We start from the raw sequence: 16092 nt of genomic DNA, 5'->3' as shown, positions 1-16092 counted from the left end.
TCATGATCCTCCTGCGGCACCCCGAGCGCGTGGAGTTCAACGACATGGACCGGGTCACCGGCGCCGAACTCGCCGCCCGCGCGGGCCTCGTGCTCCTGTCAGACCCAGCGGGGTCTCGACGCCCCGTCGGTTTCAGCGCACGCTGCCCATGAGCTCCTTGACCCGGTTGCGGTACATCCACACCGCGACACCGGCGAGCACGGCGAGCGTGGCCTCCAGAGCCACCACTCCCGTCTTGTTGAGGTCGACCCCGGCGATGGACAGCAACCCGGTCGTCGCGTCACCCGCGGTCACTGCGAGGAACCAGACGCCCATCATCTGCGAGGCGTACTTCGAGGGAGCCATCTTCGTGGTCACCGAGAGACCCACCGGGGACAGCAGCAGCTCGCCCACGGTCTGCACGAAGTAGATCGCGACCAGCCACATCGCGGCGGCCTTGTGGCCACCGTCCGCGATGGCCAGCGGCGCGAGGAACAGGAAGAAGGACGCACCGACGAGCACCAGACCCGAGGCGAACTTCACGGCGGTGCTCGGCTCCTTGCCCCGCCGGTTCAGCGCCAGCCAGAACCAGGCGAAGACCGGGGCCAGCGCCATGATGAGGACGGGGTTGACCGACTGGTACCAGGAGACCGGGAACGTCCAGCCGAGGACGCTGTTCTCGGCGGAGGAATCGGCGAAGATCGACAGGGTCGAGCCGCCCTGGTCGTAGATCATCCAGAACACGGCCGCGGCCACGAAGAACCAGATGTACGCGGACATCGACTTCTGCTCGGTGCGGTCCAGGTCCTTGTCGCGCTTGATGTTGGCCAGGACCATCACCGGGATGATCACACCGAGCAGGGTCAGCGGGACCAGGATCCAGTTCAGCGTGTAGTGGCCGGAGAAGCCGACGATCGCGTAGAAGACGACGGCGATGCCGGCCCAGATCGCGGCCTTGCGCAGGGTGGAGGACTTCTCCGCGTCGGACAGCGGCGTCGGGACGACGCTGGAGCGGTCGGCCAGATGACGGCTGCCGATCAGGAACTGGGCCAGACCGATGGCCATGCCGACCGCGGCGAGCGCGAAGCCCAGGTGCCAGCTGACGTTCTCGCCGATGGTGCCGATGACCAGCGGCGCGGCGAAGGCACCGAGGTTGATGCCCATGTAGAAGACCGTGAAGCCGCCGTCGCGGCGGGCGTCGTCCGGGCCCTCATAGAGGTGGCCGACCATCGTGGAGATGTTGGCCTTCAGCAGACCGGAGCCGATCGCCACCAGGCCGAGGCCGGCGTAGAAGGTGCCCGAGGAGGGCAGGGCCAGCGTGAGGTGACCGAGCATGATCACGGCACCGGCGACGGCGACGGTCTTGCGGGGTCCCCACACGCGGTCGCCGAACCAGCCGCCCGGCATCGCGAGCAGGTACACGAGCGACACGTACACGGAGTAGATCGCGGTCGCGGTCGCGGGGCTGAGGTGCAGGCCGCCCGGGGCGACGAGGTACAGCGGGAGCAGAGCCCTCATGCCGTAGTAGGAGAACCTCTCCCACATCTCGGTCATGAAGAGTGTGGCCAGTCCGCGGGGGTGGCCGAAGAAGGTCTTGTCGGAACCGGGGGTGCCCGGAGTCACCGAGTCCTTCGTCAGGCTGGACGCCATGGTCGTTCCTTGCTGGTGGGGATTACCGCACACAAAAGAGACCTTCAGCGACGGATGCGCGCCAAAGGTCCCCACGATGCGACAGGCATTGATTCACCATACGACAGGATACTGACTGAAATGGAAGGACTTGAGAGGTGAATCACAGGTGGCGGAGGAACCGTACACCCGGTTTCTAAGGTCTCTACGCAAACGGCACCGCACAGTCACAGGTTCACACCAGATCCACGAAAGGTAAGAACCCCCGGGTTGTGATCACACCCCAGCATCTGTCAAGAGCGGTCTACCATCAGCTCATGACCCGTGTACTGCTCGCCGAGGACGATGCGTCCATTTCGGAGCCGCTGGCCCGTGCCCTGCGCCGGGAAGGGTACGAGGTCGAGGTGCGTGAGGACGGCCCCACCGCACTCGACGCCGGAATGCAGGGCGGCATCGACCTGGTCGTCCTCGACCTGGGTCTGCCCGGCATGGACGGCCTCGAGGTGGCCCGCCGACTGCGCGCCGAGGGCCACGCCGTACCGATCCTCATCCTGACCGCGCGTGCCGACGAGGTGGACACCGTCGTCGGTCTCGACGCGGGCGCCGACGACTACGTGACCAAGCCCTTCCGGCTCGCCGAACTGCTCGCCCGGGTCCGGGCCCTGCTGCGGCGCGGGGCGGCCGAGCCCGCGCAGCCGCCGGCCACCCACGGGGTGCGGATCGACGTCGAGTCGCACCGGGCGTGGATGGGCGACGAGGAACTCCAGCTCACCGCGAAGGAGTTCGACCTGCTGCGGGTTCTGGTGCGGGACGCCGGCCGGGTGGTGACCCGGGACCAGCTCATGCGCGAGGTCTGGGACACGACCTGGTGGTCGTCGACCAAGACCCTCGACATGCACATCTCCTGGCTCCGCAAGAAGCTCGGCGACGACGCGGCCAACCCGCGGTACATCGCGACGGTGCGAGGAGTGGGCTTCCGCTTCGAGAAGAGCTGAACCCCGGGGCCCGTCGGGGGTATCCGTCTAGCAGGTAAGAGGACATGCGCCGTCGACTGATCCAGTCCACGCTCGCCGTGGTGCTCGTGGTGATCGCCGTCTTCGGCGTCTCCCTCGTCATCGTCGAGACCCGCACCATCAGCAACAGTGCCCAGGAGCGGGTCGACTCCGAGGCGATCCGGCTGACCGGGATCGTGGACAGCCGGCTGTTCGCCCATGAGGACGTGACCGCGGAGATCCTGCGCGCTCAGGTCGCCCAGGAACGGTACGCCGTGATCCGGGTCCCCGGTGAGAAGCCGATCGAGGTCGGCGCCAAGCCGTCCGGTCAGGTCATCAGCTCCACGCAGAAGGGCGAGGAGGGCGAGTCGGTCACCGTGCAGGAGCCGCGCTCCTCGGTGACCCGGGAGGTCGGCCGCACCCTCCTGATCATCGGCCTGGTGGCGCTGCTCGCGGTGATCGCCGCGGTGCTGCTCGCGATCCGCCAGGCCAACAAGCTGGCCTCGCCCCTGACCGACCTCGCCGAGACCGCGGAACGCCTCGGCTCCGGCGACCCGCGCCCCCGGCACAAGCGCTACGGCGTCCCCGAGCTGGACCGGGTCGCCGATGTGCTGGACTCCTCGGCCGAGCGCATCGCCCGCATGCTGACGGCGGAACGGCGCCTGGCCGCCGACGCCTCCCACCAGCTGCGGACACCGCTGACCGCCCTGTCGATGCGCCTGGAGGAGATCACCCTCACCGACGACCCGGACACGGTGAAGGAGGAGGCGAACGTCGCGCTGACCCAGGTGGAGCGGCTGACGGACGTCGTCGAGCGGCTGCTGACCAACTCCCGTGACCCCCGGGCCGGCAACGCCGTCACCTTCGACCTCGACGAGGTCATCCAGCAGCAGCTCGCGGAGTGGCGGCCCGCGTACCGCAGTGCCGGCCGGGCGATCGTGAGCTCCGGCAAACGCCACCTCACGGCCGTCGGCACGCCGGGCGCGGTGGCCCAGGTGCTGGCCGCGCTGATCGAGAACTCCCTCATGCACGGCGGCGGCACGGTCGCGCTGCGCACCCGCGTCACCGGCAACCAGGCCGTCATCGAGGTCACCGACGAGGGCCCCGGCGTCCCCGCCGACCTCGGCGCGCGGATCTTCGAGCGCACGATCAGCGGTCGCAACTCCACGGGCATCGGCCTCGCGGTCGCCCGGGACCTGGCGGAGGCCGACGGCGGCCGTCTGGAGATGCTCCAGGCCCAGCCCCCGGTCTTCGGCCTGTTCCTCTCCCGCACCCCGCTGAAGTCGGCGGTGCTCGACGACGACGAGCCGATGGTGCGGTGAGCCGCGCGGGCTGAACCGAGAGCGGACCGGCGTCAGCGCCGGGTCAGAGCGCCCGCTGCCGGGGCCGGGGAGGCTTCCTGGTCACCGCCTGCTCGGCCTCCTCCAGGAAGGACTCCGCGCTCGCCACGGCCTCGCGGACCGGGAGGGCCTTGAAGACCCAGCTGCGGTAGGACCAGAAGCGGAAGAGGGTGGCGATGCCGATGCCGACGAACTTGAATATGTTGCTCTGCAGGGGGCTGTCCCAGCCGAAGCCGTAGGTCGCGGCGTACAGGATGCCGTTCTCGATGACCAGGCCGACCACGCTGAACAGCAGGAACAGGGTCAGTTCCTTCGTACGGCCGCTCTTGTCGCGGTCGCGGTACGTGAAGTAACGGAACCCTATGTAGTTGAAGACGATCGACACCACCGTGGCCACGACGCTCGCCCGGACCACCGGAAGGTCGGTGAGATGCCGGACGACGTTGAACACGACGAGGTTGACGAGGAGCCCCGCTCCGCCCACCGCACCGAACTTGGCGACTTCGCGAACGATCCTTCGCAGCCCTGAGGAACCATGTCCCATGGTTGTGCAGTCCCCCAGTCGGGTCGGTCAGTCGAGTGATTTCGTCAACTCAGCCATGCTAACCACCCCTCTCGCCCGCTGCCTGTGCATGAACTCACACACAAGGAAACAAGCTGGTAAGAGGACCGGTAAGAGGCGCGGAATCCGGCCGCCGTGGCGCGACCGATACCCTGGTGTCGTGACGTTCCCGGTAGTCGGCATGGTCGGCGGGGGCCAGCTCGCGCGTATGACACACGAAGCAGGCATCCCGCTCGGCATCAGGTTCAAGCTCCTCAGTGACACCCCTCAGGATTCCGCGGCGCAGGTGGTGAGCGATGTCGTCATCGGCGACTATCGCGACCTCGACACGCTGCGCGACTTCGCGCGCGGGTGCGATGTGATCACCTTCGATCACGAACACGTACCCACCGAGCACCTCAGAGCCCTGGAGGCGGACGGCATCCCCGTGCGCCCCGGCCCCGACGCGCTCGTGCACGCCCAGGACAAGGGCGTGATGCGCGCGCGGCTCGACGCGATCGGGGTGCCGTGCCCACGGCACCGGATCGTCAGCGATCCCGAGGACGTGGCGGCCTTCGCGGCGGAAGGTCTCCCCGAAGGCGCCGAAGGCGACGGCTTCCCCGTCGTCCTCAAGACCGTCCGCGGCGGCTACGACGGCAAGGGCGTGTGGGTGGTCGACTCGGTCGAGGAGGCCGCCGACCCCTTCCGGGCCGGTGTCCCCGTCCTCGCCGAGGAGAAGGTCGACTACGTCCGCGAGCTCGCCGCCAACGTCGTACGGTCGCCGCACGGCCAGGCCGTCGCCTACCCGGTCGTCGAGTCCCAGCAGGTCAACGGCGTCTGCGACACAGTGATCGCCCCGGCCCCGGACCTGGACGAGGCCCTTGCGCTCAAGGCCGAGGAGATGGCCCTCAACATCGCCAAGGAACTGGACGTCGTCGGCCACCTCGCCGTCGAGCTGTTCCAGACCCGCGACGGCCGCATTCTGGTCAACGAGCTCGCGATGCGCCCGCACAACTCCGGCCACTGGTCGATGGACGGCGCGATCACCTCGCAGTTCGCCAACCACGTCCGGGCCGTCCTCGACCTCCCGCTCGGCGACCCGCGCCCCCGCGCGAAGTGGACCGTGATGGTCAACGTCCTCGGCGGCGACTTCCCCGACATGTACTCCGCGTACCTGCACTGCATGGCCCGCGACCCCAAACTGAAGATCCACATGTACGGCAAGGACGTGAAGCCCGGCCGCAAGGTGGGCCACGTCAACACCTACGGCGACGACCTGGACGACGTTCTCGAACGCGCACGTCACGCTGCCGGCTACCTGAGAGGCACGATCACCGAATGAGCCCCGTTGTAGGCATCGTCATGGGGTCGGACAGCGACTGGCCCGTCATGGAGGCCGCCGCCCAGGCCCTCGACGAGTTCGAGATCGAGTACGAGGTCGACGTCGTCTCCGCGCACCGCATGCCGCGCGAGATGATCGCGTACGGCGAGCAGGCGGCCGAGCGGGGCCTGAAGGCGATCATCGCGGGGGCCGGAGGAGCCGCCCACCTCCCGGGCATGCTCGCCTCCGTCACGCCCCTCCCGGTCATCGGCGTCCCGGTCCCGCTGAAGTACCTCGACGGCATGGACAGCCTTCTGTCCATCGTGCAGATGCCGGCCGGGGTCCCCGTCGCGACCGTCTCCGTCGGCGGCGCCCGCAACGCCGGTCTGCTCGCGGCCCGCATCCTCGCCGCGCACGACGAGGAACTCCTCGGCCGGATGCGGGAGTTCCAGCAGGAGCTGAACGACCAGGCCACCGAGAAGGGCAAGCGCCTGCGGTCCAAGGTCGAGGGCTCCAACGGCTTCGGCTTCGGCAAGTGACGGCCGGGTCACCGCTGGAGACGGCCCGGGAACTCCTGCGCGAGTTCCCGGTCGTCGACGGCCACAACGACCTCCCGTGGGCGCTGCGCGAACAGGTCCGTTACGACCTCGACGCCCGTGACATCGCCACCGACCAGTCGGCCCACCTGCACACCGACCTGGCCCGGCTCAGGGCGGGCGGGGTCGGCGCGCAGTACTGGTCGGTGTACGTCCGCTCGGACCTGCCGGGCGCGGTGCCGGCGACGCTGGAACAGATCGACTGCGTACGGCAGTTGATCGCGCGGTACCCGTCCGAGCTGCGCGCCGCGCGCACCGCCGCGGACATGGAGGCGGCGCGCGCGGAAGGCCGTATCGCCTCCCTCATGGGGGCCGAGGGCGGCCACTCCATCGCCAACTCCCTCGCCACGCTACGCGCGTTGTACGCCCTCGGCGTGCGCTACATGACCCTCACCCACAACGACAACGTGGACTGGGCGGACTCGGCGACGGACGAACCCGGTGTCGGCGGGCTCTCCGCCTTCGGCCGTGCGGTGGTCCGGGAGATGAACCGCGAGGGCATGCTCGTGGACCTCTCGCACGTGGCGGCGACGACCATGCGGGACGCGCTGGACGCGAGCCAGGCGCCGGTGATCTTCTCGCACTCCTCCGCGCGAGCGGTGTGCGACCACCCGCGCAACATCCCGGACGACGTCCTGGAGCGCCTCCCGTCCAACGGCGGCATGGCGATGGTGACCTTCGTCCCGAAGTTCGTCCTGCAGGCCGCCGTCGACTGGACGGCCGCGGCCGACGAGAACATGCGCGAGCACGGCTTCCACCACCTCGCGACCACCCCCGACGCGATGAAGGTGCACCGCGCCTTCGAGGAGCGCAACCCGCGCCCGGTCGCCACGGTCGCGACGGTCGCCGACCACCTGGACCACATGCGCGAGGTGGCCGGCGTGGACCACATCGGCATCGGCGGCGACTATGACGGCACGGCGTTCACCCCGGACGGCCTCAGCGATGTCTCCGGCTACCCGAACCTGATCGCCGAGCTCCTGGACCGCGGCTGGTCGAAGCCCGACCTGGCCAAGCTGACCTGGCAGAACGCGGTACGGGTGCTGGGTGCGGCGGAGGACGTGGCAAGGGAGCTCCAGGCGACACGGGGGCCGTCCAACGCGACCCTGTCCCAGCTCGACGGCTGAGCGTCCGGGGACCCTCCACCTGGTGGCCGGGGCGGCACACGGCACCTGAACCGCCGTACCCCCGAACGCCCCGCCCACCAGGAAGCCCCCCGCGCTCCGTGCGACGGTGACCGTACGGCGATCAGGAAGATCACGACGTACGGAGCCCGTCATGGCAGATCTCCAGGACGAACTGCAGCCCGCGGCCGAGGCGGGAGAGCTGCCCCGGCTCTTCGAGGCCGCTCCGCAGCCGTCCACCTCCGGCTCCGCCGCGGACGCCGAGCTCCTGGAGCGCGCCCGTGCCATCCTCGACGCGCACCCCGTCGCCGACGGCTACAGCGGGCTGCCCTGGGCCCTGCGGCACCTGCCCTGGTACGACCTCGAGGTCGGGGAGAGCGCCGTGGACACGGATGTGCCGAGGCTCAGGGAGGGGCACGTGGGTGCCCTGATGTGGTCGCTGCACCTGCCCGGGGGGATCGACGGGGACCGTGCCGTCGGCGCCACCCTGGAACAGCTCGACCTGGTGAAGACGGTCGTACGCAACCATCCCGAGGGCCTGCGGCTCGCCTGTACCGCGGGACAGACCACCGATGCCCGCAACTGCGGCCGCGCCGCCGTCCTGCTCGGCCCCGCCGGTGCCGCCGCCCTCGGCGACTCGCTCGGCATCCTGCGCTCCCTGCACGCCCTCGGCCTGCGCGTTCTCACCCTGTCCGGGGTGTCCTGGGCGAGCGTGGCGGGGCTCACCCGGTTCGGCGAGGAGGTGCTGCGGGAGATGAACCAGCTCGGAGTCCTCGCCGACCTCTCCGGCGCCTCCGAGGCCACCACCCGGCGGACCCTGGCGGTGTCCAGGGCACCGGTGCTCTTCAGCCGCTCCGCCGCCCGCGTCCTGCGCTCCCACCCGGCCAACCTTCCCGACGACCTGCTCGCCGAGCTGGGCGCCGCCAAGGGCCTGTGCATGGTGCCGCTGACCGCCGAGCAGACCGGCCCGACGGTCCGGGACGTCGCCGACCACCTCGACCATGTGCGCGCGGTCGCGGGCGCCGAGTGCGTGGGCCTGTCCGGCACCTACGACGCCGGCGCCGCCCATCCGCGGGAGCTGGGCGACGCCTCCCGCTACCCCCACCTGGTCGCCGAGCTGCTCCGCCGCGGCTGGGACGAGGCCGACCTGGCGCTGCTGACCTGGGGCAACGTCCAGCGGGTGCTGCGCGAGTCCGACTTCACCGCGCGGGCGGCGCAGCAGCGGCGGGAGCCGTCCACGGCGACGATCGCCGAGCTCGACGGATAGCCGGTGGCGCCGTTCTGCGACCGGGGCGGACGACCGGCGCGGACGACCGGCTGCGCTACACCGGGTCGATACGGCACAGGCAGAACGGGTGGCCCGCCGGATCCGCGTACACCCGGAAGTCCTCCTTGTCCTCGGCGTGCAGCAGTCGCGCGCCCAGCTCCAGCACCTTGGCCTCGGCCGCGTCGATCTCCTCCCATGTGGTCCCGCCGTCGAAGTCGAGGTGGAACTGCTGGGAGTTGCGGTCCGCCCGCGGCCACTCGGGCGGGGTGAGCCCCGGCGCGCTCTGGAAGGCCAGCCGGGGGCCGGCGGGGACGCGCAGGACCACCCAGTCGGGGTCGTCGTCCTCCGGGGTGCCGCCCACGATCCCGGCGTAGAAACGGGCGAGCGCGCGGGGGTCTGGGCAGTCGAGCACGATGGAACGGAAACGGGCGACAGTCACGAGAGGTCCTCCTGGTTCGACCGGCGGTTCAGCAGGCGCAGAGGCAGAACGGGTGCCCCGCCGGGTCGGCGTAGACACGGAAGGTGCGGGAGCGGTCCTCGGCGTCCAGGGGCTTCGCCCCGAGCGCCAGCACCTCCTTCTCGGCCGCGTCCAGGTCCTGGACGGTCAGGTCGAGGTGGAACTGCTGCGAGGCGTCGGGGGCGGGCCATTTCGGCGGTACGAATCCGGGGGCGGCCTGGAAGGCCAGCGACGGTCCGCCGGGGGTCTTCAGGTCCACCCAATCGCCCTCGCCCTCGACGGTGCCGCCGAGGACACCGGCGTAGAAACCGGCGAGCGCGCGGGGGTCCGGACAGTCCAGTACGACGACTCCGAGTTCGGCGACGGCCATGGCTTCCTCCTCGAAGCACGGTTACCTGTAGAGCCGAGTAACCAGTAACGGTTACTGCATGCTCCCGCATAGGAGGTAACGTCGCAAGGGAATTCCCTCAGCTAGGGAGCGTGCAGCCATGAGTGAGCGATCGCCCGCGCCCGGGGGACTGGCCCTGGTCGAGTCCCTGGTCAACACGGTGGACCTGGAGTCGGGCGCCGACTCGCTGGACTCGGCGGAGGAGCGGGCGCGGTTCGGGATCGCCGAGGGCGAGGTGGCGCGGGCGCGCGAGCTGCGGGAGTCGCTGCGGGTCGCCCTGCTGGCCCACGCGGGACACCCGCCGCACCGCACGGTGACGCCGCTGGGGGAGTTGCTGACGGCGGCACCCCTACTTCTCACGGTCGCCGCGGGCGACGGCTCGGCGGCCCTCACCCCCGCCGACGCCCGGCCCCTCCTCTCCCGGGTCGCCGCCGCCGTCGCCGAGTCGCTGGTCGCGGGGACCTGGATCCGCCTCAAGGCCTGCGAGGCCGTGGACTGCCACTGGGCGTACTACGACCGGAGCCCGGCGGGGCGGGGGCGCTGGTGCTCCATGCAGGTGTGCGGGGCCCGGGCGAAGATGCGGCGGTACCGGGCCAGGGGGTGAGTCCCGCCGTCAGGGTGCCTCCTGCTGTGCTCGGGAGGTCCTCGAACCGACCAGCAGGAGGCACAGGACCGCCACCCCGGCCACCAGGCCGGCCAGGACGAGCAGGGGATCCAGAGGACGTGCCGTGGCCGCCGCCGACTGGGTCGCGGGCGGTTGCGCCGCCGCCGGTTGCGTCGCCGTCTGCGGTACGGCCGCTCCGGGCGCCGTCGGTGTCGGCGTCGGTGACGTGGATGGCATCGTCATCGCCGGTGCCGAGTGTGCGGTACGTGACGGCGTCCGGGCCGGCGTCGAGTGCATGTGCTCTCGCGGTGCCGCCGAGGTCCTTGCCGGCGCCGGTGCGGGTGCCGGAGCCGCCCGGACCGTGATCCCGGCCGTCATGTCCGGATGGACCGTGCACACATAACCGTAGGCACCGGCCGTGGTGAACGTGAAACTCCAGCTCTGGCCCTTGTTCAGCATGGGGGAGTGGATCGAGAGCGGACCGGAGGTGGTCTTCACGTCGTGCGGAGCCGTGTCGTAATTGGTCCACGTCACCGTGGAACCGGCGGGCACGCTCAAGGACGCCGGCGAGAAGGCGTACCCCTTCATGGCCACGGAGTAGCTCGCCGCCGATGCCTGCCCGGACGGCAGCAGCCACACGGCGAGAAGGGCGAGCGCCGCCGCGGCCCGCAGCAGCCCCCTCATGCGAACTCCGCCGCGACGAGCAGCCTCAGACGCGTGGCCGGCAACCGCCACGGCAGCCGGAAAGCGGTGGCCCGGCGCAGCAGCCGGTAGGGCAGCCGGGCCGTGCCCACGACGAGCAGCCGGTCCTCGGCGCGGTCGACCACGCGCATCCGCAGCAGGACGGGGAAGGCGACGTCGTCGAGGACGAGGTCGGCGGTGAGCTGGAGGCGGTCGCCGGGCAGGTCCTCGACCCGCTCGGAGGTGAGCACGGCCCGCAGCTCACTGTGGTCGAACTCGAAGCGGAACGCGGGGTGTCCGGCATCCGGGGGCGTCTCCAGGGACGCTGTGGCGAGCGGCACCCGACGCCGCCGTACCGGCAAGGGCCCGTACCAGGCGGTGAGTTCGGCGAGGGAGCGGCCGGGGGCCACGGTGAGGCGGCGGGGCGGAGGAACGGTGGGCAGGGTGACGGTTGTCATCCCGAACTCCTTGGAAAGCGGTTCCCGAAATGTGGTGAGGGTGTGGAGAATGGCCGTGGACGCCGTTCCGGCCGGCTGAGCCCCGGCCGGAACGGCGTCCACCCAGCTGTCAGCAGCTGGTGGTGAGGAAGTCCGTGGTGGGCGTGAGCAGGTGCTCGGCCCAGACGGTGTGCATCTTCACGTAGGCGTCGGGGTTCAGCAGATCGCTGACCTGCTGCCCGAGCGACTCCTCCAGGTGCGCGGAGTTGATGTGGGCCAGCAGCACGCTGAGCGTGCTGTCGAGCACCGTGCCGCCGTCGTTGACGGCCGGCTTGAGGATGCTCTCGATCCACACCGTGTGCATCTTGATGTACGAGTCGAGCGACAGCGCGTCCTGCACCTGCTGGCCGGGCGACTCCTCCAGGTGCGCCGAGTAGAGGTGCTGGAGGATCGGCAGGAGCTCGTTGCGGATGCTGGTGCACTGCTCGCCGTCACCGCTGGTGGGCGTGGCCGTCGGCGTGGACGTCGGCATCGGCATACCGGTCGGTGTCGACGTGGGGCCGGCCGTCGGCGTGGCCGTGGGGGCCGTCGTCGGGGTCGCCGTGGGTGCCGTCGAGGTCGGCGTCGGCGCGGGCGTCGTACCGCCACCGCCACCGCCGGACGCCGCCACGACCTTCACGGACGACACCATGTCCGGGTGCACGGCGCAGTAGTACTCGTAGGTGCCGACCTTGCTGAAGGTGTACGACCACGAGTCGCCCTTCTGCAGCGTCCCCGAGTCGAAGGCCACCGGGGCCTTGGTCGTGGTCACCGTGTGCGGGGCGCTGTCGTGGTTGGTCCACCGGACGGTCTGACCGACCTCGACGACGAGCTGCTTGCCGTCGCCGAACTTGTAACCCGTGATGTCGACCTGGTAGTCGGGGGTGGCGGCCTTCATGTCGGCCATGTCGGCTGCGGCGGCAGCGGGCGCCTGAGCCGCGCCCGCGGCCTGCGAGGCCGTCGTGGAACCCGTGGCCGCGCTCAGCAGCCCGAGACTGAGCACGGCGGCGAGGGCCGCGCCGAGGCCGGCGAACAGCAGGGACCGGTTCCCGGTCGGCGACTTGCTTCGCCGGCCGGCGGTCTCGTCTTTGCTTCTCACTGCAACTCCTTTTGCTTTTGCGGGTGTTCAGCGGCCGGGATCGGCCGTGACCAGCAGACTCGTCACGGCGAGCACGACGAGGACGAGCCCCGTCTCGGCCGCGACCGAGTAACCGAAGGGCCGCACGGTGGCGGCGTCGCCGCGCAGCAGCACGGCGAGATCGAGACGGGTGCGCACCCACTGGCGGCTCGCGTAGGCGGCGACCAGGACGCACCCGAGGACGGTTGTCTTGACGAGCAGCAGATGCCCGTAGGAGGTGTGCAGGAGGCCGTCGAACGACCCCACCACCTGCCACGCGAGCACCAGCCCGGCGATGACGATGCCGGTGACGCTCAGCGCCGCGAGCCGCGCGTAGCCCGGCACCACCTCGGCCAGCTCCGCGACCCGCCGGCGCGGCAGCACCGCCAGCGCGAGCATGGCGAGCCCGCCGATCCACAGCGCGGCCCCGAGGAGGTGGACGAAGTCGGCGACGGCTCCCCAGGTCGGCTCGCCGCCCTCGGAGTTGTGGCCCGTCATACCGGTCGTGCGCAGCAGCCCGAACGTCACCGCGAGCGCGCCCACCCGCCAGCCCGGCGAACGGGCGGCACCCTGGAGCAGCGCGGCGAGCACCACGGCCGCGAGCACCCACATCAGGCCGCGTGCGGCGAGCACGACGCCGGGTTCGGTGGCCAGGACGTCCGCGTAGGTCGCCGGGCGCAGTGCGTCGCGCAGGCCGCCGAGGGAGGCGTACGCCCCCTGGAGCCCTGCGGCCGCCACGGTCGCCAGCAGTCCCACCGTCCAGGCCAGGCCCAGCAGTGCCCGGGCCCGCGGCTCGTACGCCCCGCCCGGCCACAGCAGCGCGACGAACGCGAGCCCGCCGACGAACAGCGCCAGGGCGAGATATCCGGCCCAGCGGGCGGCGACGAGGCCCTCGCGCACCGAGGGGGACGGCGCGGGCGCGGCGGCCCGGGCCTCGTCGCCGCCGGTCCTGGCGGCGGCCGCCCCCACGGTGAAGGTGACGCGGCCGGAGGAGGCGTGCCCGTCCTCCTCGTCCACGACGGACCACACGATCGCGAACCGCCCCTCCGCCGGGCTGCCGAGGGCGACCCGCACGACCTTGTCCTTCGCCGTGCCCTTCGACGGACGGGACACCGGCAGCCGGTCCCCGTCCACCGTCAGCACCCGTACGTCGGCCAGGTCCACGGCCTCGTCGAAGGTGAGGGTGAGGTGGTCGGGAGCCTTCGCGGGCGTGGCACCGTCCTTGGGGGAGGAGCTCACCAACTGGGTGTGCGCCCAGGCGGGTTGGGCGGCGCCGAGGAGGGCGCACAGGAGGGCGGCGAGGACGAGCAGTGGCCTCATGGCGTCGCCTCCGGCTGCGGGGAGGCGGAAGCCGCGGTGCCGGACAGGATCCCGCCGAGCAGGCCGGAGGCGGGGGCGAGGCCGACGCAGGGGGAGGGCGTCGGTGAGGGGGTGGCCGTGGCGCCGTCCAGGAGACCGAGCACGGGCTCGGTGAGGCCGACGAGCAGCGGCTGTACGAGGGTGACCTGGCCGTCCTGGCAGGTGGCCGTGGCGGAAGGGGAAGGTGTGGGGGTGGGCGTGGGGACGGGAGTGGGGGTGCCGGCGGGAGGCGGGCTCTCGGATCCGCCGTGCCCGCCGCCGTGCCCTTCGCCCCCGCCCACGGGGCCGGTGCCGGTCACGACGCCGCCCCCGGCGCTGCCGTATCCGGTGTCCGCCCCGGTGCCGCCGTATCCGAAGTCCGACCCGCCCCCGCCGTACGACGGCAACTCCCCGGATCCGGACGGGACTTGACCGGCCCCCGGTGCGTTCGTCTCCGGTGCCGTGGCCGCGGGCGACGCGAGGGGGGGAACCGCGGCCTCGGCCGCTCCGGAGGCGGCGGGGGCACCGATGCCCGACGCGTACCCCAGCACGATCACCACGGCGGCGACGAGCGCCCCGGCGACCAACTCGTCGCGATGATCACGCGGCCACTCCGCCCTGCGAAACAGGGGCATGACTCACTCCTGACATGCTCGTATCAATCCGGCCGAAGAGTCCGGCGATGACGAACAGTGGAGTGGAGGGCGGATTCCGCTTGACTACGCACCGGTTAACCGATCGTTGCCTACCTCTCCTTTGTGGGGGGGTGGTCTGTGAGAACGGTCAATTCCCCACTGTGCTCGAATGCAAATCGAACCTGTGCTGGTGATTCCGAGGACGACGGCATATGCCGAGCCCGGCTGCCCGGACCCGGCCTCGCGGTCAGGCCGTGGGCCGTCCCATCGCCCGGTACGTCCAGCCGGCCTTCCGCCACAGCACCGGGTCCAGGGCGTTGCGGCCGTCAAGGACCACCTTCGCCGCCGCGACCTCACCGAGGGCCGCCGGGTCCAGTTCGCGGAACTCCCGCCACTCCGTGAGGTGCAGTACGACGTCGGCGCCCCGGACCGCGTCCATGGCGGTGTCGGCGTAGCCGAGGGTGGGGAACAGGCGGCGGGCGTTGTCCATGCCCTTCGGGTCGTAGACCGTGACCTGGCCGCCCTGGAGGTGTATCTGCCCGGCGACGTTCAGCGCGGGGGAGTCGCGGACGTCGTCCGAGTCGGGCTTGAAGGTGGCGCCGAGCACCGCGACGCGCTTGCCGAGGAACGGCCCGCCGCCCAGTATCTGCCGGGCCAGCTCCACCATCTGGCCGCGCTGGCGCATGTTGATCGAGTCGATCTCGCGCAGGAAGGTCAGCGCCTGGTCGGCGCCGAGCTCACCGGCACGGGCCATGAAGGCGCGGATGTCCTTGGGCAGACAGCCGCCGCCGAAGCCGATCCCGGCCCGCAGGAACTTCTTCCCGATCCGGTCGTCGTACCCGATCGCCTCCGCGAGCCTCGCGACATCGCCGCCGGAGGCCTCGCACATCTCCGCCATCGCGTTGATGAAGGAGATCTTCGTGGCCAGGAAGGAGTTCGCAGACGTCTTCACCAGCTCGGCGGTCGGGAAGTCGGTCACCACGAACGGCGTGCCCTCGCCGAGCGGCGTCGCGTACACCTCGCGCAGCAGCCTCTCCGCGCGCTCGCTGCGCACACCGACGACGATCCGGTCCGGGTGCAGCGTGTCGTCCACCGCGAAGCCCTCGCGCAGGAACTCCGGGTTCCAGGCCAGCTCCGCGTCCGCGCCCGCGGGGGAGTGGTCGGCCAGGTAGCGGGCCAGCCGGTCGGCGGAACCCACGGGCACGGTCGACTTGCCGACGACGAGGGCCGGGCGGGTCAGGTGCGGGGCGAGGGAGGCGATCGCCGAGTCGACGTACGACATGTCGCAGGCGTACTCGCCGTGCCGCTGCGGTGTGTTCACGCAGACGAAGTGCACATCACCGAAGGCGCCCACCTCGGCGAAGTCCATGGTGAAGCGGAGCCGGCCGGTGGAGCCCTCGATCCCGGCGACATGCTTGCGCAGCAAGTCCTCCAGGCCCGGCTCGTACATCGGGACCTCGCCCCGCTGGAGCATCTCGATCTTCTCGGGCACCACGTCGAGCCCCAGCACCTCGAAACCGAGCTCGGCCATGGCCGCGGCGTGGGTGGCGCCGAGGTAGCCGGTGCCGATCACGGTGATTTTGAGGGCCATGGAGACTCCAGAAAGG

17 protein-coding genes are annotated in these 16092 nt (G+C 71.1%); 7 read left to right on the top strand and 10 right to left on the bottom strand.

The window, feature by feature from the left end:
• Positions 1 to 132 precede the first annotated feature (132 nt).
• Positions 133 to 1629, bottom strand: a complete 1497-nt coding sequence (locus ABZT93_RS38105; RefSeq protein ID WP_356113319.1) for an oligopeptide:H+ symporter — start codon at positions 1627 to 1629, stop codon at positions 133 to 135.
• Between the two features lie 296 nt (positions 1630 to 1925).
• Here ABZT93_RS38105 and ABZT93_RS38100 point away from each other — a divergent pair, with 296 nt between their 5' ends.
• Together ABZT93_RS38100 and ABZT93_RS38095 are read left to right on the top strand one after the other, a co-directional pair.
• Positions 1926 to 2603 (top strand): response regulator transcription factor, encoded by a 678-nt coding sequence (locus ABZT93_RS38100; protein WP_007382513.1) that lies wholly within the window; start codon positions 1926 to 1928, stop codon positions 2601 to 2603.
• A gap of 44 nt (positions 2604 to 2647) precedes the next feature.
• Positions 2648 to 3922 (top strand): ATP-binding protein, encoded by a 1275-nt coding sequence (locus ABZT93_RS38095; protein WP_356113317.1) that lies wholly within the window; start codon positions 2648 to 2650, stop codon positions 3920 to 3922.
• Between the two features lie 43 nt (positions 3923 to 3965).
• On the opposite strand, the gene ABZT93_RS38090 is transcribed toward ABZT93_RS38095, so the two are convergent.
• Entirely contained in the window at positions 3966 to 4484 is a 519-nt protein-coding gene (locus ABZT93_RS38090; protein ID WP_356113315.1) for a GtrA family protein, read from the bottom strand.
• Positions 4485 to 4662: 178 nt separating this feature from the next.
• Here ABZT93_RS38090 and ABZT93_RS38085 point away from each other — a divergent pair, with 178 nt between their 5' ends.
• The 4 genes from ABZT93_RS38085 (at position 4663) to ABZT93_RS38070 (ending at position 8789) form a co-directional block, all read left to right on the top strand.
• Entirely contained in the window at positions 4663 to 5823 is a 1161-nt protein-coding gene (locus tag ABZT93_RS38085) for a 5-(carboxyamino)imidazole ribonucleotide synthase (RefSeq protein ID WP_356113313.1), read from the top strand.
• A 20-nt stretch (positions 5824 to 5843) separates the two neighbouring features.
• Entirely contained in the window at positions 5844 to 6341 is a 498-nt protein-coding gene (gene purE / locus ABZT93_RS38080; RefSeq protein WP_037900329.1) for a 5-(carboxyamino)imidazole ribonucleotide mutase, read from the top strand.
• Entirely contained in the window at positions 6338 to 7525 is a 1188-nt protein-coding gene (locus ABZT93_RS38075) for a dipeptidase (protein ID WP_356113310.1), read from the top strand. Before purE ends, ABZT93_RS38075 begins: the two co-directional genes overlap by 4 nt.
• A 151-nt stretch (positions 7526 to 7676) precedes the next feature.
• Positions 7677 to 8789 (top strand): dipeptidase, encoded by a 1113-nt coding sequence (locus ABZT93_RS38070; protein ID WP_356113309.1) that lies wholly within the window; start codon positions 7677 to 7679, stop codon positions 8787 to 8789.
• A 55-nt stretch (positions 8790 to 8844) separates the two neighbouring features.
• Here the strand turns inward: ABZT93_RS38070 and ABZT93_RS38065 are convergent, their stop codons facing one another.
• Complete coding sequence (locus tag ABZT93_RS38065) at positions 8845 to 9228, bottom strand: VOC family protein (protein WP_356113308.1); 384 nt, start codon at positions 9226 to 9228, stop codon at positions 8845 to 8847.
• Positions 9229 to 9256: 28 nt separating this feature from the next.
• Complete coding sequence (locus tag ABZT93_RS38060; protein WP_356113306.1) at positions 9257 to 9616, bottom strand: VOC family protein; 360 nt, start codon at positions 9614 to 9616, stop codon at positions 9257 to 9259.
• A gap of 118 nt (positions 9617 to 9734) precedes the next feature.
• Between ABZT93_RS38060 and ABZT93_RS38055 the strand changes: the two genes are divergently transcribed.
• Positions 9735 to 10238, top strand: a complete 504-nt coding sequence (locus ABZT93_RS38055; RefSeq protein ID WP_356113304.1) for a CGNR zinc finger domain-containing protein — start codon at positions 9735 to 9737, stop codon at positions 10236 to 10238.
• 9 nt (positions 10239 to 10247) lie between these two features.
• On the opposite strand, the gene ABZT93_RS38050 is transcribed toward ABZT93_RS38055, so the two are convergent.
• The 6 genes from ABZT93_RS38050 to ABZT93_RS38025 all read right to left on the bottom strand — a co-directional run bounded on the left by ABZT93_RS38050 (position 10248) and on the right by ABZT93_RS38025 (position 16076).
• Positions 10248 to 10922 carry a cupredoxin family copper-binding protein gene (locus ABZT93_RS38050; RefSeq protein ID WP_356113301.1) on the bottom strand — a complete coding sequence of 225 codons (675 nt, stop codon included), beginning with the start codon at positions 10920 to 10922 and terminating at the stop codon, positions 10248 to 10250.
• The gene (locus tag ABZT93_RS38045; protein ID WP_356113299.1) at positions 10919 to 11377 is read right to left on the bottom strand and encodes a hypothetical protein; all 459 of its coding nucleotides are present in this window, start codon (positions 11375 to 11377) and stop codon (positions 10919 to 10921) included. The genes ABZT93_RS38050 and ABZT93_RS38045 overlap by 4 nt, the downstream gene beginning before the upstream one ends.
• A 109-nt stretch (positions 11378 to 11486) precedes the next feature.
• Positions 11487 to 12494 (bottom strand): plastocyanin/azurin family copper-binding protein, encoded by a 1008-nt coding sequence (locus tag ABZT93_RS38040; RefSeq protein ID WP_356113297.1) that lies wholly within the window; start codon positions 12492 to 12494, stop codon positions 11487 to 11489.
• 27 nt (positions 12495 to 12521) lie between these two features.
• A complete protein-coding gene (locus tag ABZT93_RS38035; RefSeq protein WP_356113295.1) occupies positions 12522 to 13832 on the bottom strand; it encodes a copper resistance protein CopC in 1311 nt (436 codons plus the stop codon).
• Complete coding sequence (locus ABZT93_RS38030) at positions 13829 to 14485, bottom strand: hypothetical protein (protein WP_356113293.1); 657 nt, start codon at positions 14483 to 14485, stop codon at positions 13829 to 13831. Before ABZT93_RS38030 ends, ABZT93_RS38035 begins: the two co-directional genes overlap by 4 nt.
• 247 nt (positions 14486 to 14732) lie before the next feature.
• A complete protein-coding gene (locus ABZT93_RS38025) occupies positions 14733 to 16076 on the bottom strand; it encodes a UDP-glucose/GDP-mannose dehydrogenase family protein (RefSeq protein ID WP_356113292.1) in 1344 nt (447 codons plus the stop codon).
• Between the last annotated feature and the right edge of the window lie 16 nt (positions 16077 to 16092).

This window comes from Streptomyces sp. NPDC005303 (genome assembly GCF_040607335.1).
In the GTDB taxonomy this organism is placed as follows: Bacteria; Actinomycetota; Actinomycetes; order Streptomycetales; family Streptomycetaceae; genus Streptomyces.
Note: the sequence above shows the minus strand (reverse complement) of the source record. Positions and strands in the feature narration are given on the sequence as shown.

Bases quoted from the DNA above. Each gene is read 5' to 3' on its own strand.
- ABZT93_RS38105 (WP_356113319.1), bottom strand. From the start codon at position 1,629: ATGGCGTCCAGCCTGACGAAGGACTCGGTGACTCCGGGCACCCCCGGT.
- ABZT93_RS38100 (WP_007382513.1), top strand. From the start codon at position 1,926: ATGACCCGTGTACTGCTCGCCGAGGACGATGCGTCCATTTCGGAGCCG.
- ABZT93_RS38095 (WP_356113317.1), top strand. From the start codon at position 2,648: ATGCGCCGTCGACTGATCCAGTCCACGCTCGCCGTGGTGCTCGTGGTG.
- ABZT93_RS38090 (WP_356113315.1), bottom strand. From the start codon at position 4,484: ATGGGACATGGTTCCTCAGGGCTGCGAAGGATCGTTCGCGAAGTCGCC.
- purE (WP_037900329.1), top strand. From the start codon at position 5,844: ATGGGGTCGGACAGCGACTGGCCCGTCATGGAGGCCGCCGCCCAGGCC.
- ABZT93_RS38070 (WP_356113309.1), top strand. From the start codon at position 7,677: ATGGCAGATCTCCAGGACGAACTGCAGCCCGCGGCCGAGGCGGGAGAG.
- ABZT93_RS38060 (WP_356113306.1), bottom strand. From the start codon at position 9,616: ATGGCCGTCGCCGAACTCGGAGTCGTCGTACTGGACTGTCCGGACCCC.
- ABZT93_RS38055 (WP_356113304.1), top strand. From the start codon at position 9,735: ATGAGTGAGCGATCGCCCGCGCCCGGGGGACTGGCCCTGGTCGAGTCC.
- ABZT93_RS38050 (WP_356113301.1), bottom strand. From the start codon at position 10,922: ATGAGGGGGCTGCTGCGGGCCGCGGCGGCGCTCGCCCTTCTCGCCGTG.
- ABZT93_RS38045 (WP_356113299.1), bottom strand. From the start codon at position 11,377: ATGACAACCGTCACCCTGCCCACCGTTCCTCCGCCCCGCCGCCTCACC.
- ABZT93_RS38035 (WP_356113295.1), bottom strand. From the start codon at position 13,832: ATGAGGCCACTGCTCGTCCTCGCCGCCCTCCTGTGCGCCCTCCTCGGC.
- ABZT93_RS38030 (WP_356113293.1), bottom strand. From the start codon at position 14,485: ATGCCCCTGTTTCGCAGGGCGGAGTGGCCGCGTGATCATCGCGACGAG.
- ABZT93_RS38025 (WP_356113292.1), bottom strand. From the start codon at position 16,076: ATGGCCCTCAAAATCACCGTGATCGGCACCGGCTACCTCGGCGCCACC.